Raw genomic sequence first — 18,846 nt, 5'->3', positions numbered from 1 at the left:
GAGGGACCATGAGGGTTTATCGATTAAAGGTGCACGAGGAGTATCTCGAGTTTATACGCTCTGGTGAGAAGAGAATTGAGGTCAGGGTAGCGTACCCCCAGCTGAGGGGCATCAAACCAGGAGACAGAATAATATTCAACGACTCCATCCCAGCCGTTGTTACAGAGGTTAAGAGGTACGAAACCTTCAGGCAGGTGCTGAGGGAAGAGCCCATAAAAAAGATCTTTCCAGACGAGCCCAGCTTTGAGAGGGCCCTGAAGCGTTTCCACGGAATGTACCCAAAGTGGAAGGAGAACCGGTATGGGGTGATGGCCATAAAGTTCAAGCTCATCGGTGGTGAAAAATGAAGCACCTTGAGTTCGACGGAAAATACGCCGGGGCTATCTTGAAGGGGAAGAAGCGGGCAACCGTTAGGCTCGGTAAAAGGCCCAACCTGAAAGAAGGGGACGTGGTTCTCATTCACTCGGGCGGCTACGTCCTGGGAAAGGCTATTATAGAGCGTATCGAGAGCAAGACCGTTGGAGAGCTGACCGATGAGGACGCCTTTTTAGATGGTTTTTCCAGCAGGGAGGAACTCATAAATGCCCTCAAAGAACACTACAAGTGGGTAAACGAAGACTCAAAGGCCCATGTGGTGGTCTTTAGGTTGATAGAGAAGTTCGATAAGCCCGTTACGAGTTCTGACTACGCATACGAGGGGAACCTCCCGGTTGAGATAGCTGAGAAAGCCCTGAAATACCTGGATCTTCCGGAGGAAGATAGAAAGCTGATAGAGCTCTTTTTGAAAACCGGGAGCCTTAGAAAGGCTGCCTATCGGCTGGGTGGGTTAAACAAAAGGTATCTCATAAGAAACGCCCTGCGAAGGGCCTACGAGGAGCTCAGAAAGAGGGGACTGATAGAGCCGAAGGTTTGATCAGAGGGAAAGCCTATCCTTTACAACCTTGAGGAGCTCCCCGAAGGCCTTGCCAAGGGCCTCTTTTCTTCGGTAGGGGTGGAGAACGTCCTCCTCAAAGTTCTCAATGAGGATTCTAACGCATTCTTCAATCGTTATGACTCCTTCGAGCCACGCGTAGGCCATTATTGCCTCTGCTATATCGCCCTTGCCGTGCTTGTCCGTCCTCGGCGGAACAAGGTGCCTTAACCCTGCTCTCTCGAGGGCGATTGCCAGCGAAGCGTTTGGAACCCTTCCACCGGTTGGCTTTCCGGTGTATCCGCTGAGAGCTATGGAGTAAATGAAGTTCACGAGCGAATCACCGAGGGTTGAGAGTCCCTTGTCTCTGAAATCCCTTGAGTAATTTATCCTGGGTCTTTCCTTCAACCGTTGCACCTCCTCAGTTCGAACGAAATTGCGAGCATCCAGACCATTAGGGCAAAGAGCGAAAGCGTGAATAAAACCGATATCACCACAAAGGGCCCCGTCTCAAAGATCATGAAGGTTAGCCTGTCCACCATCTTAACCATGTCCCAGTTTGGATGTTCAATGTGAACGTGGAACCAGAAGCTGGTGGGGAAGGCTATGGGCCAGATGGTGGGGGGTATTATCGGGAGGAACATTACTACCCTCGACGGCCAGTCAAGTTCAGGCAGGGCAAGAAGGAGGAACGCTATTAGTGGAAGGGTGTACTGGGTGTTAACCCTCCAGTAGGTGAGGAGGAACGCTGCATAGGCAAGGGCGATAGAAACTCGCAGGTTTCTTAGCCTGTAGTGGATGAAAAGAACGACTGTTAGGGCTAAAACTGAGAAAATAACCCAGTGCTTCATGTAGAAAAGCGTGTCCAGGTTTCCAATTTCGTGAATGAAGGTCAGGAGGGAAACTATTCCGTTGAGGTTGTAAGCTATTGGGTAGGTGTAGTCCGGCTTCATACCCTGAAGCAGATCGGGTATCTCAAGCAAAGATGATGGTTTGAGGAGGAAGGGCAGGAACGGAATAACTATCCCGGCCACAAAACTCCTGAGGGATTTTTTGAGTGCCTCCGGGTTTTTCCAGCTGTCGAGTAGTTCATCCCAGAGAACTATCAGGGCTGGAAAAATTAGCGTATGCTTGACCGCCAGGCCGAAGCCAATCAGGCCATAACCAAGGTTTTTCCTTCCTTTCTCAACAAAATAAAGCCCGAGCAGGAAGGGAAGAAGTGCAAGCCCATCGAACATGCCGTATACCGAGGAGACGTAGATAACCATGGGGTTGAAAAGGTACAGCGAGGAAACAACCAGAGCAAGCTTTTCCGATTTTTTCCTCAGGAGGATATAAAGAAGGATTCCTGTCCCTGCATCAGCGAGGATGAACAGTGATTTTACGGCCATAATCCACGATCTGGAGGCGAAGACATGATAGCCGGAGGCGTCCCAGAAGAACTTAACGGCTCCCTCGCCCACGATAATCCTCAGAAGGGCCAGCAAATATGCCAAAACCGGACCGTAGACGTAGGGCCAGTTGTAGGGCCATCCTTCTTCTTGCCAGTGTTCCCCATCGGCGTAGGAATAGAAGTCAAGGGGGTGGTGGAGCATCGTTCCGGCGAAGCCATAGAACTGGGTAATATCGCTTCCGGTCGAGTGGGGCGCTATATAAAGCCTGATCGAGAGTGACAGGAGTAGTATAACCAAGAGAATGTAAAACGAACGCTCTTTCCCCTGGCTTAATTTTAACTTTCTCATGGTGAGTGGTATACTTTAAGAATTTAAAAAATTGTCGCCAGAAACTCAAGAGGAAATTGCGCTCTTCCAGGCCTCAAGAACTTCCCTGGCCCTGTCGAATATCTTCTGGGCAGCTTTTTCAAGTGCTTCCTCGGGACTTTCATTGCCGTCCGTTACAACCTTGAACCTCGGTTTTCTGGCCATGAGAATTGGGTGATCTATTGAGTAAGCCGCGAATTTAACGTGTTCGTCCTCGTGGAGAACCTCGACCAGTAGGTTGGCGAAGGTGTGATCCTCACCCTCTAGGTAAAACTCAAGTTTGTTGTCTTCCCTTTTGATGACCTCAATCTTCATCTTCCTCACCCTCTTTGGAGAGGTGTTTGATGACCTCTTCTAAGGCCTGCTCCTTGTTCTTTATAAGTTCGTATTTAAACTTATCCTCCTTCCACTCTGCCAGGCCAAGCTCTACCAAGAGTTCAAGAACGTCTTCCGCCGGGATACCGTAGACCACAGACACAGGGAGGACTACCTCTCTTATCTGGCGGGTTGTTTGGAGGGATATCTCTGCCAGAGCTTGCCCCAGCTCTCTAACTAGCCTTAGGGCTTCTGTCCAGGGGAGCGATGTTACGAGCTCTTTCTTGTCTTCATCGAAAATCACGGTTTCTCCCTTTAGCCGGAGTGTCCTGAGGAGAACCGGCAGAGAGACGCTGGTTCCCGCTTCCCTGAACAGGTCATCGGGAGAGTAGTGGTAGAGTCCCCTCTTATCCGGGTAGAGCTTCGCCCTGACCCTATTGTGGATGGCCCTTATTTTTCCTATGGCTTCTCTTATCTCATCTTTTGTTCCCTGGACGTTTATCTTGATTGAATCCAGCTTTCCGTGAACGTATATGAAAGCCGGCAGTCTGAGCTTCTGAATCTCCTTAAGCAGTTCCTCCTTCTCCTCCTCGCTCCTCACGTGTATTGTTATAACCCTCTTTGCCCTGGACATTCAGATCACCAGCTTGCGGTAGAGCCTTGAGAGCTTTCTTGTTTCAACGTTTCCGCACTTGGGGCAGATCAGTTTGTCCCCTCTTCTTATGAGAGGCGTTCTGCATTTGGAGCAGAATGCGTAAACTACTCCCAAGTCTGGATCTTTTGTAGTAAGCTGAATTGGGCTCTTTTCGTTAGAGATTACCCTAGCGCGGACTATATCGCCTATTTTGAACTCGTTGCTTATGTCCTCGACAAAACCGTTTTTGATCTGGGAGACATGGATTCCGGCCAGTTTTGAAGTAGCGATTTCTCTTCCGCCTTCTCCCTCTATTCTAAGAAGATGGGCTATAACCGCCTGGGGCTTAACATCAATGACCTGTGCCAGAACTATGTCCCCAACTTTTGGAAGGGGTGGTATATCCGTCACGGGCTCGACGTGGATTTCCATTTTCTCCTTATCTATTCTAACCCTTCCTGCTCTTGTAGCTATTAACTCGCCGTTTTCTTCTTTCACGCCCTCACCCGGGAGATACTCTTCAATAACTCCCAGGTGATCCCCGGGGAGCACTAAATCGCCTTCTTTTGGTGTCTTTTTAACCTCCATCCCCTCACCCACTTAGGAAATTTCTGGGAGATTTTTTAAGCCTTTGCCAGGGCGATACTTTTAAATTTATATTGGATGAATAGACCTTTGCCATGTTTGGAGAACATGAACTAAAAACAGGGTTCATAAAAATCGGCGATAAAAAGATACACCTGCTTGAGGACAAAAGTGGTATCATCAGGTACAGGCGGGATGAAATTGAAAAACTCATCAAGAGCAACGGGGAAAAACTCAAAATTCTGCCTTCCCCAGCGGTGGGTTATGGAGTCAGGCTCCTCATGGTGAAGTTCAGGGAACCCGTTGTGGTTCCCCCTCGGGATTCTCTGGTGGGGTTTATTGAAGCCCCAGTGGAGATTGATGTTAAGGTTGGTGATCTGAGCGTAGATCACTTTATTGTCGGAAAGGAAAAATACGCCCTCTACGGAACGCTTGAGGCGGGGGTTATATGCCGCTATCATGTGAGCCCGTTCTACCTGGAAGAGCCCGAGAGTTTAGGCGTGGTTAAGCTGATCATCTCGAATCCCTCAAGCGAGTGGAAATCCCTTGAGAAGGTTATAGTCCCAATAAAAGGGAGCCCAATGTATTATACGGAGGATAAGGCGTATTATCCCCTGCTTGTTGTTACAATTAAAAACCACATTCCGGAGGTCAACAACACGGGGAAACCACCCAAGGAGGGGCTGAACGCCTTGGGCAACCAGCTTTCGCTTCCAAACTTTCTGATGAGGTGGTGAGGATGAACTCTACAGTGGTTCAGAACACGACTTCATTCTGGGAGCAGGGTGCTTTTGGCCAGACCCTAATCCTCGGTATAACCATCGGAGAGATCACCAAAGCACTGCTCATACTCATCGCGGGTTTCATAATTGCAAGGCTGGTAAGGAGGTATCTCCTCAACCTCTCCAGGAGTACCAAGTACGTCTGGATAATCAACGAGGACACTGCATCAACGCTCCACAACCTGATAGTGGTTATAACCCTCGTTTATGCCTTTGATGCCCTTGGGGTTACGTCCTTTAAGATTGGGGGAGTAAATATAAGCAACCTCCTCACGGCCTTCCTCGTGTTCTATTTCTCTTACCTCCTTGCCAAGAAGTCAAAAGACTACATGATAATGCGTTCTTCAACGAAAAATCTTCCGGAGGTTCAGGTCAAGGCGAAGCTCTTCTACTACACCCTCGTTACCCTTGCGTTCTTCATAGCCCTCAACATTGCTGGCTTCACGGGCAGGCTGACAACGCTCCTCGCGGCGGCTGGTATAACAGGTATCGTCCTCGGTTTTGCCTCTCAAACTGTCGTGTCCAACTTCATCTCGGGCATATTCATGTACTTTGATAAGCCCCTCAGGATAGGCGACCCCGTTGAGGTGGCCGGCTATTCCGGAATAGTGCACGACATCAGAATCCTCTCAACCAGGATAAGGACGTGGGACGGCCTTCTCGTGAGGATTCCAAACGAGAAGCTCTTCAACAGCGAGATAAAAAACCTGCAAAAGTACCCGGCGAGGAGAGTTGATATTATAGTTGGCATAGCCTACAAAGAGGATGCGGGGAAAGCGATAGACGTGATAAAGAAAACCCTTGACGAGATGCCCTACGTTTTGGCAGAGCCAGAGCCTCTTGTTTTCGTGGACAATCTCGGGGACAACAGCGTCAACATAGCCGTTAGGGCATGGGTGCCCAGCGAGAAGTGGTTTGACGTGAGGACTCAGATAGTCCAGAGGGTCAAAGAAGCCCTTGACAGAGAGGGCATAGAGATACCGTTCCCGCAGAGGGTCAACTGGTTCGCGGAGCCCATAAGGATAAAGGTCGAGGGGGAGGGGGAAAGCTGAGCAACATTTTTCCTCCTCTTTGGACAGGTTTATAAGCCAAAGGGAAAACTTTTAGTAATTTACCTCCAGCTATGGGTGGTGGTTGAGGATGAGAATGCTTCTAATACACTCAGACTACCTCGAATACGAGGTCAAGGACAAGGCCCTGAAGAACCCCGAGCCAATAAGTGAAGAGCAGAAGAAGGGAAGACTTGACGAAGTTCTGGCGGTTTTCATAAGCGTCGAGAAGGTCGATGAGTCAAACCCGGACGAGGTCGTTGAGAAAGCCGTGAAGGAGATCAAGGACGTAGCAGAGCAGGTCAAAGCCGAGAGGGTCTTTGTCTATCCCTTCGCTCACCTGAGCAGTGAGCTGGCAAAGCCGGACGTTGCACTCAAGGTTCTCCAGAAGATCGAAGAGAAGCTCAAGGAAGAGGGCTTCGAGGTTAAGAGAGCGCCCTTCGGCTACTACAAGGCCTTCAAGCTGAGCTGCAAGGGACACCCACTCGCTGAGCTCAGCAGGACGGTAGTCCCGAGCGGGGAAGAGGTGAGCAAGGAGGAACGCAACATAGCCCTTGAGAAGGAGGAAGAGCTGAAGAGCTACTGGTACATCCTCACTCCTGAAGGTGAGCTCATCGAGGTTGACAAGTTCGACTTCACCGGCCACGAGAACCTCAAGAAGTTCGCCAACTACGAGATAAGCAAGAACAGGGTTGCCGACAGGGAGCCTCCGCACGTTAAGCTCATGCTGGAACACGAGCTCGTTGATTATGAGCCCGGAAGCGATCAGGGCAACCTCAGGTATTATCCAAAGGGCAGACTGATAAAGGGCCTCCTTGAGCAGTACGTAACTGAGAAAGTCGTTGAGTACGGTGCAATGGAAGTGGAAACGCCGATCATGTACGACTTCGAGCACCCGGCGCTTGAGAAGTATCTCAACCGCTTCCCAGCGAGGCAGTACATAGTTAAGAGCGGCGACAAGAAGTTCTTCCTTAGGTTTGCCGCGTGCTTCGGTCAGTTCCTCATAAAGAAGGACGCGACCATAAGCTACCGCAACCTGCCGCTCAGGATGTACGAGCTTACGCGCTACTCCTTCAGGCGCGAAAAGAGTGGTGAGCTCAGCGGTCTGAGAAGGTTAAGGGCCTTCACGATGCCCGATATGCACACCGTAGCGAAGGACCTCAAGCAGGCCATGGACGAGTTCAAGAAGCAGTACAAGCTCAGCATGGAAGTCCTTAAGGGAGTTGGCCTAACGCCAGATGACTACGAGGTCGCTATACGCTTTACCAGAGACTTCTGGGAGGAGAACAGAGACTTCATCGTCGAGCTGGCCAAGATCATAGGCAAGCCCGTCCTCATTGAGATGTGGGACCAGAGGTTCTTCTACTTCATCCTCAAGTTTGAGTTCAACTTCGTCGACAACCTCGACAAAGCTGCAGCTCTGAGCACCGTCCAGATCGACGTCGAGAACGCCGAGCGCTTCGGAATAACCTACTACGACGAGGAGGGCAAGGAGCGCTACCCGCTCATACTCCACTGCTCCCCGAGCGGTGCCATTGAGCGCGTGATGTACGCGATACTCGAGAAGCAGGCAAAGCTGCAGGCTCAGGGCAAGAAACCGATGTTCCCGCTCTGGCTCAGCCCGATACAGGTTAGGGTTATACCGGTCAGCGACGATGTAATGGACTACGCCCTCTACGTCGCCGGCAAGCTCGAAGGCGCTAAGATAAGGGTGGACGTTGACGACACCAACGACAGGCTCAACAAGAAGATAAGGAAGGCCGAGAAGGAGTGGATTCCCTACATCATCGTCGTCGGCAAGAACGAGAGGGAGCAGAACACCGTGACGGTGAGAAGAAGAGAGGACGGCAAACAACTCGAGATGCAGCTGGAAGACCTGATAAGGGAGATAAGGCAAAAAACCGAGGGCTTCCCATACAAACCAAGGCCCCTACCGCTTCTCATCAGCAGGAGGCCGAAGTTCAGGGGATGATTCCCCCACCTTCTTTATTCTGAACATTCCACTTCCCCTTTTTCCAGTCTTTATCAGACGGTATTCTTTGGGTTTAAATCCTGGAACCGGTGCCTTCAGGAAGTAAAGATGTTCCTCAATGGCCCCCTTCCCAAGGAAGACCTTTGATAAGAAGACGTAGTCGCTTAGTTCTACTGTCCATGCCGTGAAGTTTTTCGAAACGGTGTCCCTGTTGAAGACCAGTACCATGGTGCTGTTTGGGAGGTTCAAAGAGTATTTGGCTATTACCTGACTCATTATCTTGATTGTGGGTTCCTCTCCGGCAAAGTGAACAACACCATGGAGGGGATATATGACCCGTAGAAGCCATTTGTCTTTGATTCTGGGTATAATGTTTTCCTCGTAAATACGCCAGATTTTGGGGTTTAGAGTTTCTGGCTCCACACTGTCAAGGTAGAAGATGTTTTTTCCGCCCTCTATTATACGATGTCTTGAACCAAAAACATCAATTATGAATAGCCTGTCCTCTTTAATAACCTCTTTTACGTTCATCCCAAGGATTTTTAAATCTCTGAAAAGGTGCCCGACAGGCCGTGAATAGTTTGAGATCACGGCGGCGTTTCCATTTTCTATGTGATATTTTATCAGAACAAGTGGGAGCTCCCAGCTCATTGAGTACGTTTCATAGATGAACGAGACCGTTGTTCCAGGGGTTATAGTCTTAAACAAGTCTTCAATTTTCTCCACGTTCACTGGAACCACTACTATATTTTAGCAACTCGATCTATAAAAAAGTTAAGGTTTTGAACATAAAAAGTTTGTCTTAGGTCATGAGCATGTTTTCAATGATCTTGATAGCTTCTGCTATTTTCTTTTCAGGTTTTTCATCGTCTTTGGGGATCTCGAGGTTTATTACAAGGCGCTCTTCACGGCTGTCTTCCAAGTCGTAGACCTCAAGTTCCTCAACTTCAACTTCCCCAAATATACTCTCCAGCTCGGGACTGATGACCTTTCTGTCGTTTCCGTAGACCTCAACCCGAACCACGTTGTCTGTTGTTGAGACAACGACTACTATTTCATACGACCCTATCTTTTTTGTGAAGCGAAGAGCGCTTCCATACCCCACAACCTCTTCCTTGAAACCCAGCTGAAGCATAGTACCTCTTATTGAATCGGTTTTGGCTTTTATCCTGCGCATTATTCTCTCCCTTAACTTCGAGCTCTCCTCGAGGGCTTTTTTAATGCCCTCACCGGCTTTCTCAATGGGACCTTCCCATATCCCGATTATCTTTATCCCGGACGAGCTGGGCCTGAATTCTAGCCTAATTGAATCAATGTCGAAGTCCCGGAAGTCTTCAACTTTAAGCTCGCCCAGAGTCATTATGTCAAATTCAATCCTTGCGGTTGAGCCGAAGGCCCAGCCTTTAAACTTCACCTCCACCACCTGGGGCCCTCTCTTTCACTCCATTTAAAAACCTTCCCTCTCCACCATAAACTGAAGTACCGAAACTCAAAATTGAGAAATTCACCCAGATATCCAGCTTCTCTCCCTATAGCGTCCCCTGCTCTCTATTTCCCGTATCTTTTCTTCCACTTCGTCCCTGAGGTCTTCGCCCATAATCTCAGCATAGCCCTCTAAGACAGCCTCAAAGCCCTTTTCGAACCAGTTGTAGTGGGTGCTCTCCATTGCCCTTTTCAGGAGGTGGAGGTCAACACCCCTAGCTTCGAGAGTTGAATCAAAATCCGCCAGACCAAAGTCGATTAGATAGACTTTACCATTCCTAAGTATCATGTTGCTTGTCGTTAAGTCGCCGTGGACTATCCCTGCCTTGTGAAGCCTTCCTATCTGCCTCCCGATTTCCCTGCAAAGGCTCAGCCTCTCTTCCATTTCGACTTTTTCCAGCAGCTCTTTAAGGCGATGTCCCTCTATGAATTCCATTATAATCTTCATGTCTCTAAGGTCAACTTCGTACACGTGGGGGCAGTTTACGCCGAATTCTTTTGCCCTGTGGAGTATCCTTGCCTCCCTTACAGTTCTCTCTTTTCTCAGCTTGAGGTCTATCTCCCTTATCCTGTAACGCTTTGGGATCCTGTGCTTGACTATTACCCTCTCCTTTAGCAGAGGCGCACCGAACACCTCTTCAAAAGTGGCCTCGTAGATCTTTGCCTCGGCTCCTTGAGCTATGAGTTTCACGATATCACCCCTTTCTCTCTCCTCCATTAGAACTTCCTGGAAAGGGTTTTAGTCCTTTCCCCCATAATTCCTAGAATTTTTGTCATTATTACAATTTTAAAGCTTTTTTTTGAAATTTTTGAACCAAAACTTTTTATAGAACGCTGACGAAGCGTTTCTGCAAAAAGGAATCTGATAGGAGGAATGTCAAATGGCACAGCTTAGTGGACAGCCGGTTGTTATTCTGCCCGAGGGGACCCAGAGGTACGTCGGAAGGGACGCCCAGAGGCTCAACATTCTGGCCGCAAGGATAATAGCCGAGACAGTGAGAACCACCCTCGGCCCGAAGGGCATGGACAAGATGCTCGTCGACAGCCTCGGAGATATAGTTGTTACGAACGATGGTGCCACAATTCTTGATAAGATCGATCTCCAGCACCCGGCCGCTAAAATGATGGTTGAGGTTGCGAAGACTCAGGACAAGGAGGCCGGTGATGGAACCACCACTGCCGTTGTCATCGCTGGAGAACTCCTCAGGAAGGCTGAAGAGTTGCTCGACCAGAACATCCACCCGAGCATAATCATCAAGGGTTATGAACTGGCCGCGGAGAAGGCCCAGGAAATACTCGATGAGATAGCCATTGAGGTTGATCCGGACGATGAGGAGACCCTCATGAAGATAGCCATGACCTCAATAACGGGCAAGAACGCCGAGAGCCACAAGGAACTCTTTGCAAGGCTTGCCGTTGAGGCCGTCAAGCAGGTTGCCGAGAAGAAGGACGGTAGATACATGGTTGACATCGACAACATCAAGATCGAGAAGAAGGCCGGCGAGAGCGTGGAGGAGAGCGAGCTCATCCGCGGTGTCGTCATCGACAAGGAGGTCGTCCACCCGAGGATGCCCAAGAGGGTTGAAAACGCCAAGATAGCCCTCATCAACGAGGCCCTTGAGGTTAAGAAGACCGAGACCGATGCGAAGATAAACATCACCAGCCCGGACCAGCTCATGAGCTTCATAGAGCAGGAGGAGAAGATGCTCAAGGAAATGGTCGAGAAAATAGCAGAAACGGGTGCCAACGTCGTCTTCGTTCAGAAGGGTATTGACGACCTCGCCCAGCACTACCTGGCCAAGAAGGGCATAATGGCAGTTAGAAGGGTCAAGAAGAGCGACATGGAGAAGCTCGCGAAAGCTACGGGAGCAAAGATCGTTACCAACGTCAAGGATCTCACCCCTGAAGATCTCGGCTATGCCGAGCTCGTTGAGGAGCGCAAGATCGCCGGCGAGAGCATGATCTTTGTCGAGGGCTGCAAGAACCCGAAGGCCGTGACCATACTCATCCGCGGCGGCACCGAGCACGTCATCGATGAAGTCGAGAGAGCCCTTGAGGATGCCCTCAAGGTCGTCAAGGATGTCATGGAAGACGGCTACATACTTCCAGCGGGCGGTGCCCCGGAGATCGAGCTGGCCATCAAGCTCGACGAGTATGCTAAAGCCGTTGGCGGAAAGGAGGCCCTCGCTATAGAGGCCTTTGCAGACGCCCTCAAGATAATCCCGAAGACTCTCGCTGAAAACGCCGGTCTCGACACCGTCGAGATGCTCGTCAAAGTTATCAGCGAGCACAAGAACAAGGGCGTTGGGATAGGCATCGACGTCTTCGAGGGCAAGCCTGCAGACATGCTCGAAAAGGGCATCATCGAGCCGCTGAGGGTTAAGAAGCAGGCCATCAAGAGCGCCAGCGAGGCCGCCATAATGATCCTCCGCATAGACGACGTTATTGCCGCCAAAGCAAGCAAGCCCGAGAAGGGCGAGGGCGGAATGCCTGGCGGCATGGGTGGAATGGGCGGTATGGACATGGGCATGTGATGCCCCTTCCACTTCCCTTTTCTGTCCAGAGAGTCTTATAAGTCGTTTCTACAAGCGTTGATTGGGTGATGAAATGTATCAAGTAAAGAAGAGCTCTGCTGGCTACATCTTCGACCTCCCCCGGGAGAGAATAGCGTTTATGTTCCTTAAGGACGGCACCTACCTGATGTACCACGATGAAAAGACGCTCTGCTATTCATTAAAGCCTGTGGACGTTTCTAAGGAGGAGATAGAGCGGTTTGAAGAGATTGGAGAGCTTCCGGATTTGATAAAGGCCATTAAGTCCGGGAATTATCCGGAGTCCTGCGTCGTCAAGAAACTTCCCCCGATAGAGGAAGACCTGAAACCGCTCAACCCTTCAAGGAAATGCGTTGTGGTATTCACCGGCTTTCAGGACACTGTTATAGACTACGTCGAGTGTGGAAAAGAAGTCCTGGCAGTTGCAAGGCTTGTCGATGAGCCCGAAAAGGCCTGTCGCTTCTTTGGAAAGGGCAACTACAAGGTGGCGGCGGTGAAGCTAAAACGCGGTCAGGAATGTCTAACCAGAGAGGAGTTCATGGAAAAGATCGAGGAGTGCAGGAAAAAACTTTCAGTATAAAATCAACCAAAAAGTTTTAGTATCAATCGGTGATTTTAAGTTGGAGGTGAGAGGGTATGGGACTCGTAATGTGGCTCAGAACTGGCCTGCTTATGGCCATACTCACGGGCCTGCTGATGGGGATAGGCTACCTCTTCGGCGGCCCCAATGTGGCGTTCATCATGTTCCTATTCTCCATGTTCTTCAACTTCATCACTTACTGGTACAGTGACAAAATCGTGCTGAGCTGGTACAACGCGAGGCTGGTTGACGAGTACGAGGCGCCTGAGCTCTACGCTATAGTCAGGAAGCTCGCGGAGAGGGCAGGCCTTCCAACGCCCAGGGTTGCGATAATCCCAACGGACACACCAAACGCCTTCGCAACGGGGAGGGATCCCAAACATGCAGTCGTTGCGGTAACCCAAGGCCTCCTCAGGATACTCAACAGGGACGAGCTTGAGGGTGTCATCGGCCACGAGCTGACCCACATCAAGAACAGGGACATACTGATAGGCACGGTAGCCGCGGCTATGGCTGGCGCGATAATGCAGCTCGCATACTGGGCGAGATGGATAGCCATCTTCGGCGGCTTCAGCAGGGACAGGGACGAGGGTGGTGATGTCATAGCGGCGGTACTCGTGGCGATTTTAGCTCCAATAGCGGCAATGCTCATCCAAGCGGCAATAAGCCGCTCAAGGGAGTTCTTAGCTGATGAAGGAGGTGCAAAGATCAGCGGCAAGCCACACGCCCTCGCCAGCGCTCTGATGAAGATAGAGCAGGCGGTTCGCTACAGGCCGATGAGAAACGGCAACCCCGCGACAGCCCACATGTTCATTGTAAACCCATTCAGAGGAATGAGCATAGTGAACCTCTTTTCAACTCACCCGCCGACCGAGGCAAGAATAGAGAGGCTCAGGAAGATAGCCGAGGAGATGGGGATTTACTTCTGATTCCCCCTATTTTTCCTGCTTTTGGTAGGTTTCTCTTAAATTCTCAGAGGAAAACGCCCCTCGTCATCGCCCCATCGATAACAACCGTCGAACCGAGCATGTATTCGGCTTCATTGCTCAGAAGAAACGCTATCAGAGAACCCAGCTCGTCCCACTTTCCAGTCCTGTGTAGCGGAGTCCTGCCGAGAACCTCCTGTTCCCAGACTTTTTCAAAGAGTTCTCTTCTCTCTTCAGCTACCTTTCTCAGGTTCTCCCTTGCGCCGGGGGTATCAAAGCTCCCCAGCAGAACTGAATAGGCCCTTATCCCGAACTTCCCGTAGGTTCTCGAAACGCTCTTTGCCAGCTGAACCAGTCCAGCCCTCGTAACGTCCGCCAGAACCAGCGGAGGCATCGGCTCTTTTATCGAGACGGAGTTGAGGTAAACCAGAACTCCGGCCATCTTTTTTTCCAGCCACTTCTTAACGAGCAGGGTCGTGATGTAGCCCGGGGCGACGGTGTGTAGCAGGGAAGCTTCTAGCCAGTCGTTATAGCGAGCATCGTGGAGAAGGCAGGGTTCGCAGGGCACGTTCGGGGCGTTCCAGACGAGGGCGTCAATACCGCCTAAAAGATTCCACGCCTCTCTGATGAGGTTTTCCAGGTCTTCTCTCTCTTTAAGGTTTGCCTTCACTCCATAAACTTCCCCAAACCGGGAGAGGTCTTCCCCGGCCTTCTGGAGGTTTCCTTCTCTGGAGGAGCTTATAACAACCCTCGCGTTTCTCTTCAAAAGCTCCCTCGCGACGTTGAAGCCTACCCCTCGGGAGGAAGCTGTTACGAGGACTCCCATTCCGTTCAGGTCTATCTCGATCATGGATTTCAGTTATTTAATCAGCTAATAACTTTTGTCCCGTTGACGAATTAGGCTTCCCGAATTTGGAGAATCCATGTCGTTTTGCCAAAAACTTCAGGAAAAGAAACTTAAAGTGTAAAACCTTCGGTTTTAAACAGGTTTCTCAAAAAACTTTGGGGGTGATGAGGTGAAGTTCTACATCTGCAGGGAGAAGGCCGAACCAAAGCCGTTCAAGATAGCGATCATCGGCGCTGGTCCAGCTGGATTAACGGCCGCTGGCTACCTTGCCTGCAGGGGCTACGAGGTTCATGTCTATGAGAAGATGCCCGAAGGCGGTGGGATGGTGGCCTTTGCCATTCCAGAGGTTAGAATTCCAATAAAAGCGGTTAGGGAAGGCGTGAAAGACCTTGAAAGGCTCGGCGTGCACTTCCACTTCAGGACGAAGGTGGTCTACGATTCACCCAGAGAGCTCGGTGACGAGTGGGCGGAGCACTTCGTCTCCCTTGAGAGGCTTCTGAGCGAGTTTGATGCGCTCCTCATCGCAACTGGCGCATGGAAGCCGAGGAAGCTCAAGGTTCCTGGCGTTGAACTGCCCGGCGTTTACGACGCCTTAACACTCCTCCACCACATAAAGATGGCCAGAATAGGCTACTACCCATGGGAGAGGGTTCCTGACCTCAAGGGACGGCACGTCGTGATAATCGGCGCTGGCTATACCGCCGTTGACGTGGCCATCGAAGCGAGGCTCCTCGGGGCTGAGAAGGTCACGATGGCCTACCGCCGTTCCCTTGAGCACAGCTACGCGAAGACTGAAATCAGAAAGCTGATCAGTGAGGGCGTGGAATTTATAGAGTACGCGACTCCAGTCAGAATACTCGGAGAGAAAAGAGCCCAGGGGGTTGAGTTCGCGAAGACAAGAATAGTCGAGGGGAGCGTCGTAACCACCGACGAGCGCTTTATCCTCGATGCCGACGTAGTTGCCTATGCCATTGGTCAGCTACCGACGAGCCCAATAAGGGAGGTCGTCTGCGCCAACGAGGAAATACTGAAGGAGGCGGGTATATTCTTTGCAGGTGACGTTGTTGCTCCGAGGAACATCGGCACCGCCATGAGGGAAGGCAGGGCAAAAGCGAAGGAAATCGAGGAGTGGCTCTTCAACAAAGCTCCGAGAAGGGTCTTCCCCGTCCCAGTAACGGCAAAGCTGATAAGCTCAGTTGTCAACGGCAAGTGCTGACGAAAGCTTTAAACGCCTCTCCCTAAAACTTTCCTCCATGACCGAGCCGAAAGACATCGTCCTTAAGGAGAGCGAAGAGGTCGAGGGAACGCCGATAGAGGGGCCGTGGTTGGATGAAGTTTCGAGCCTTGAGGAGGTTTTGGATTATTACGAGAGAATAGGCTTTCAAGCTACCCACCTCGGGAAGGCGATAGAGATTTGGAGGAAAGTCGAGCGGAAGCGCACCGAAGGGACGGAAGTCCGCGTCTTCCTCGGCTATACCTCCAACATAGTCTCCTCCGGCCTGCGCGAACTGATCGCGTGGCTCGTGAAGGAGGGCAAGGTTGACGTAATCGTAACCACGGCCGGAGGAGTTGAGGAAGACTTCATAAAGGCCCTCAAGCCCTTCATTCTGGGCGACTGGAACGTTAACGACGCCTTAATGCGCGAGAAGGGGATAAACAGGATAGGCAACATTTTCGTGCCCAATGATAGGTATATCGAGTTCGAGAAGTACATGATACCCTTCTTCGAGTGGGTTCTGGAGATGGAGCGTGAAAGAGGCAAACCGCTCACGGCAAGCGAGTTCATCTATGAGATGGGCCGCTACATGGACGAGAAGCTCGGAGAGGAGAAAGAGCGCTCAATCATCTACTGGGCCTACAAGCGGAACGTGCCGATATTCTGTCCAGCTATAACAGACGGCTCGATAGGAGACATGCTCTACTTCTTCAAGGAGGAGAGAGGAGATAGAGAGCTGATCATAGACATCGCCAACGACATAGTGAAGCTCAACAACCTCGCGGTTACGGCAAAGGAGACGGCATCAATAATCCTCGGCGGTTCACTACCGAAGCACGCGATAATCAACGCCAACCTCTTCCGTGGAGGGACGGACTACGCGATTTACGTTACCACTGCCATTCCCTGGGACGGCTCGCTGAGCGGCGCGCCGCCGAGCGAAGGTGTCAGCTGGGGCAAGATAAGGGCCAAAGCCGATTACGTCGAGATATGGGCCGATGCGACATTGGTGTTCCCGATATTGGTTTGGAAGGTGATGAAAAGCTGATTCTACTCCTATCTTTGTTTATTCTTACAGTGCACATAAGAGAAAAAGGGGATAAACGGATTAAACCTTAATCCCGCCCATGACGAGGGCCATAACGGCCTTCTGAGCGTGAAGCCTGTTCTCGGCCTGGTCAAAGACGACGCTGTTGGGGCTGTCTATGACGTCGTCGGTGACCTCTTCTCCGCGGTGGGCTGGGAGGCAGTGCATGAAGATGTAGTCAGGTTTAGCGTGCTTGACGAGTTCCTTGTTGACCTGGAAGGGCATGAATATCTTTCTCCTCTCCTCGGCCTCGGCTTCCTGACCCATGCTCGCCCAGACGTCAGTGTAGATGACGTCCGCATCTTTGACGGCCTTAACGGGGTCGTGGAGGAGCTCGAAGCTTCCGCCGCTCTCGGCCGCGTTCTGCTCCGCCCACTTAATGACCTTCGGATCGGGCTCGTAGCCTTCCGGTGTGGCGACAACAACGTTAGCTCCAAGCTTGGTTCCCGCTATCATGAGGGAGTGGGCGACGTTGTTTCCGTCACCGACGTAGACGATCTTGAGGCCGGCAATCCTGCCCTTCTTTTCGAGTATGGTCTGATAGTCGGCCAGAGCCTGGCACGGGTGGGAGAAGTCGCTCAGACCGTTTATGACCGGGACGCTCGCATACTTGGCGAGGTCTTCCACGTCCTTGTGGGCATAAACCCTCGCCATTATCCCGTCGACGTATCTGCTGAGAACCCTGGCGGTGTCGGCGATGGTCTCACCGCGCCTGAGCTGAAGGTCCTGGGCGTTGAGGTAGAGGCCGTAGCCTCCGAGCTGATAAATGCCGACCTCGAAGGAAATCCTCGTCCTCGTAGAGGGCTTCTGGAATATCATGGCGAGGGTCTTGCCCTCGAGAACGCGGTGGGGCTTTCCAATCTTGTTCCATATCTTCATCATCTCGGCCGTCTTGAGAATAGTTTCAATTTCCTCCCTCGTGAAGTCCTGGAGGCAGAGAACATCCCTTCCTGCGAGGCTAACCACCATGTGCATCACCGTCTAAAGCTGTCTTCTGAATTTAATAACCCTTTCGTCGGCAAAATAACCTTGGCACTGGAGAGTTTTAAGTCAAAGGTTCGATAATGTTTCCAAACGTAAGGGCAGTACGGCAAGTTTTAGGTGATGGTTTTGCACATCAGATCCGATTGTACGGATACTCCTGCCAGCGGTTCAAAAATGGAAGCGGAAATCATAATAAGGGGGAGGGGCCCCTTGAGATGAGGTGAAAAATATGAACGATAAAATCCGCGTGACTCTTGTCAACTATACAAAAAAACCGCTCGAAACTGTCACATGGTCAGCCCTGATAAGCTACTGGGAGAGCTGGGAAACAGAGGCCTTTGAGCGGATGACCACGAATGACGTCGAGATGCACCTGCCAAGGGTTCTTGGCTACGGCCATGAGTCAATTCTTGAGCACGCGACGCTAACCTTTGCAATTGAGGGCTGTTCTCGTGTTTGTAGTCATCAACTAGTCCGCCACAGGCTTGCGAGCTATACCCAGCAGTCACAGCGCTATATCAAATTAAACCCAAATGATGTGGAAGAGACCTTTGTAATCCCTGAGAGCGTTAAGGAAAAGCCCGAGCTCTACCAAAAGTGGAAGGAATTCCTGAAAAACTCCATCGAGCTCTACGAGGAGAGTTATAAGGCCGGTGTTCACCAGGAGGACGCCCGCTTCATCCTGCCTCAAGCAGTAAGAACGAAGATTGTCGTCACGATGAACCTCCGCGAGCTCAAGCACTTCCTCGGTTTAAGAGCCTGCGAGAGGGCCCAGTGGGAGATAAGGGAAGTCGCTTGGAAGATGCTGGAGGAGATAGCGAAGAACGAGGAGCTGAGGCCGATTATAAAGTGGGCGAAGCTGGGACCGCGGTGTATCCAAATCGGTTACTGTCCGGAGGGCGAGCTCATGCCGCCTGGCTGCTGGAAGAGGACGAGGGAGAAGTGGAAGATGCTGATTTCCACAGCAAAAAAAGGTTGACGATTTTTGTCACATCATCAAAATTTTCTGAAGTTTTCTGTCTTATTTGACACTTGTTCAGCATTTCCAGCAGAAGATTGATAAACTCCTCTCTCAAACTTGATACAGTGATCAGCTATGGTTGAGACACTCGATGTAGAACTCTTGGTAAACTTGACAAATTTCGAGTTGATGTATACAATAGTA

The 18,846-nt window shown here is 50.9% G+C and carries 21 protein-coding genes; 11 read left to right on the top strand and 10 right to left on the bottom strand.

Translation table 11 applies throughout. The features are described 5' to 3' along the window. The first annotated feature begins 8 nt into the window (after positions 1–8). Both A3K92_RS05585 and A3K92_RS05580 read left to right on the top strand, forming a co-directional pair. The gene (locus A3K92_RS05585; RefSeq protein WP_088885321.1) at positions 9–347 is read left to right on the top strand and encodes an ASCH domain-containing protein; all 339 of its coding nucleotides are present in this window, start codon (positions 9–11) and stop codon (positions 345–347) included. Further along, positions 344–913 (top strand): ASCH domain-containing protein, encoded by a 570-nt coding sequence (locus A3K92_RS05580; protein ID WP_088885320.1) that lies wholly within the window; start codon positions 344–346, stop codon positions 911–913. Before A3K92_RS05585 ends, A3K92_RS05580 begins: the two co-directional genes overlap by 4 nt. Here the strand turns inward: A3K92_RS05580 and A3K92_RS05575 are convergent, their stop codons facing one another. Genes A3K92_RS05575 through A3K92_RS05555 form a run of 5 tightly spaced genes read right to left on the bottom strand, consistent with a single transcriptional unit; the run spans position 914 to position 4,207 of the window. Then, positions 914–1,300, bottom strand: a complete 387-nt coding sequence (locus A3K92_RS05575; protein WP_088886051.1) for a ribonuclease III family protein — start codon at positions 1,298–1,300, stop codon at positions 914–916. A gap of 14 nt (positions 1,301–1,314) precedes the next feature. Next, entirely contained in the window at positions 1,315–2,652 is a 1,338-nt protein-coding gene (locus A3K92_RS05570) for a glycosyltransferase family protein (RefSeq protein WP_088885319.1), read from the bottom strand. A 45-nt stretch (positions 2,653–2,697) separates the two neighbouring features. Then, positions 2,698–2,985, bottom strand: a complete 288-nt coding sequence (locus A3K92_RS05565; protein WP_088885318.1) for a DNA-directed RNA polymerase subunit L — start codon at positions 2,983–2,985, stop codon at positions 2,698–2,700. Then, the gene (locus A3K92_RS05560) at positions 2,975–3,619 is read right to left on the bottom strand and encodes a DUF2067 family protein (RefSeq protein ID WP_088885317.1); all 645 of its coding nucleotides are present in this window, start codon (positions 3,617–3,619) and stop codon (positions 2,975–2,977) included. Before A3K92_RS05560 ends, A3K92_RS05565 begins: the two co-directional genes overlap by 11 nt. Next, on the bottom strand, positions 3,620–4,207 hold the full coding sequence (locus A3K92_RS05555; protein ID WP_088885316.1) for an exosome complex RNA-binding protein Csl4: 588 nt from the start codon (positions 4,205–4,207) through the stop codon (positions 3,620–3,622). A 92-nt stretch (positions 4,208–4,299) separates the two neighbouring features. On the opposite strand from A3K92_RS05555, the gene A3K92_RS05550 reads away from it, so the two are divergent. The 3 genes from A3K92_RS05550 to A3K92_RS05540 all read left to right on the top strand — a co-directional run bounded on the left by A3K92_RS05550 (position 4,300) and on the right by A3K92_RS05540 (position 8,007). Then, positions 4,300–4,941: a DUF432 domain-containing protein gene (locus A3K92_RS05550; RefSeq protein ID WP_088885315.1), complete on the top strand. Its 642-nt coding sequence runs from the start codon at positions 4,300–4,302 to the stop codon at positions 4,939–4,941. 2 nt (positions 4,942–4,943) lie between these two features. Beyond that, positions 4,944–6,038: a mechanosensitive ion channel family protein gene (locus A3K92_RS05545; protein ID WP_088885314.1), complete on the top strand. Its 1,095-nt coding sequence runs from the start codon at positions 4,944–4,946 to the stop codon at positions 6,036–6,038. Positions 6,039–6,126: 88 nt separating this feature from the next. Next, a complete protein-coding gene (locus tag A3K92_RS05540) occupies positions 6,127–8,007 on the top strand; it encodes a threonine--tRNA ligase (protein ID WP_088885313.1) in 1,881 nt (626 codons plus the stop codon). On the opposite strand, the gene A3K92_RS05535 is transcribed toward A3K92_RS05540, so the two are convergent. The 3 genes from A3K92_RS05535 to A3K92_RS05525 all read right to left on the bottom strand — a co-directional run bounded on the left by A3K92_RS05535 (position 7,966) and on the right by A3K92_RS05525 (position 10,180). After that, positions 7,966–8,748 (bottom strand): hypothetical protein, encoded by a 783-nt coding sequence (locus A3K92_RS05535; protein ID WP_088885312.1) that lies wholly within the window; start codon positions 8,746–8,748, stop codon positions 7,966–7,968. The genes A3K92_RS05540 and A3K92_RS05535 overlap by 42 nt on opposite strands. A gap of 61 nt (positions 8,749–8,809) precedes the next feature. After that, entirely contained in the window at positions 8,810–9,421 is a 612-nt protein-coding gene (locus A3K92_RS05530) for a hypothetical protein (RefSeq protein ID WP_088885311.1), read from the bottom strand. A gap of 90 nt (positions 9,422–9,511) precedes the next feature. After that, positions 9,512–10,180, bottom strand: a complete 669-nt coding sequence (locus tag A3K92_RS05525; protein ID WP_088886050.1) for a Kae1-associated kinase Bud32 — start codon at positions 10,178–10,180, stop codon at positions 9,512–9,514. 190 nt (positions 10,181–10,370) lie between these two features. On the opposite strand from A3K92_RS05525, the gene thsB reads away from it, so the two are divergent. The 3 genes from thsB to A3K92_RS05510 all read left to right on the top strand — a co-directional run bounded on the left by thsB (position 10,371) and on the right by A3K92_RS05510 (position 13,550). Continuing rightward, positions 10,371–12,023 (top strand): thermosome subunit beta, encoded by a 1,653-nt coding sequence (thsB, locus tag A3K92_RS05520; RefSeq protein WP_088885310.1) that lies wholly within the window; start codon positions 10,371–10,373, stop codon positions 12,021–12,023. A 73-nt stretch (positions 12,024–12,096) separates the two neighbouring features. Beyond that, complete coding sequence (locus A3K92_RS05515; protein ID WP_088885309.1) at positions 12,097–12,621, top strand: hypothetical protein; 525 nt, start codon at positions 12,097–12,099, stop codon at positions 12,619–12,621. A gap of 56 nt (positions 12,622–12,677) precedes the next feature. Then, a complete protein-coding gene (locus A3K92_RS05510; protein WP_088885308.1) occupies positions 12,678–13,550 on the top strand; it encodes a zinc metalloprotease HtpX in 873 nt (290 codons plus the stop codon). A 43-nt stretch (positions 13,551–13,593) separates the two neighbouring features. Here the strand turns inward: A3K92_RS05510 and A3K92_RS05505 are convergent, their stop codons facing one another. Beyond that, on the bottom strand, positions 13,594–14,373 hold the full coding sequence (locus A3K92_RS05505; RefSeq protein WP_088886049.1) for an SDR family oxidoreductase: 780 nt from the start codon (positions 14,371–14,373) through the stop codon (positions 13,594–13,596). A 190-nt stretch (positions 14,374–14,563) separates the two neighbouring features. Between A3K92_RS05505 and A3K92_RS05500 the strand changes: the two genes are divergently transcribed. Beyond that, positions 14,564–15,610: an FAD-dependent oxidoreductase gene (locus tag A3K92_RS05500; protein WP_088885307.1), complete on the top strand. Its 1,047-nt coding sequence runs from the start codon at positions 14,564–14,566 to the stop codon at positions 15,608–15,610. 37 nt (positions 15,611–15,647) lie between these two features. Further along, positions 15,648–16,658: a deoxyhypusine synthase gene (locus A3K92_RS05495; protein WP_088886048.1), complete on the top strand. Its 1,011-nt coding sequence runs from the start codon at positions 15,648–15,650 to the stop codon at positions 16,656–16,658. Positions 16,659–16,718: 60 nt separating this feature from the next. On the opposite strand, the gene argF is transcribed toward A3K92_RS05495, so the two are convergent. After that, positions 16,719–17,666, bottom strand: a complete 948-nt coding sequence (gene argF / locus A3K92_RS05490) for an ornithine carbamoyltransferase (protein ID WP_088885306.1) — start codon at positions 17,664–17,666, stop codon at positions 16,719–16,721. Between the two features lie 244 nt (positions 17,667–17,910). Between argF and thyX the strand changes: the two genes are divergently transcribed. Further along, the gene (thyX, locus tag A3K92_RS05485; RefSeq protein WP_088885305.1) at positions 17,911–18,660 is read left to right on the top strand and encodes an FAD-dependent thymidylate synthase; all 750 of its coding nucleotides are present in this window, start codon (positions 17,911–17,913) and stop codon (positions 18,658–18,660) included. The last annotated feature ends 186 nt before the right edge of the window (positions 18,661–18,846 follow it).

Source organism: Thermococcus gorgonarius (assembly GCF_002214385.1).
GTDB classification, from domain to species: Archaea; Methanobacteriota_B; Thermococci; order Thermococcales; family Thermococcaceae; genus Thermococcus; species Thermococcus gorgonarius.
The sequence above is the reverse complement of the archived record's forward strand: the minus strand, read 5'-3'. Positions and strand labels throughout refer to the sequence as shown.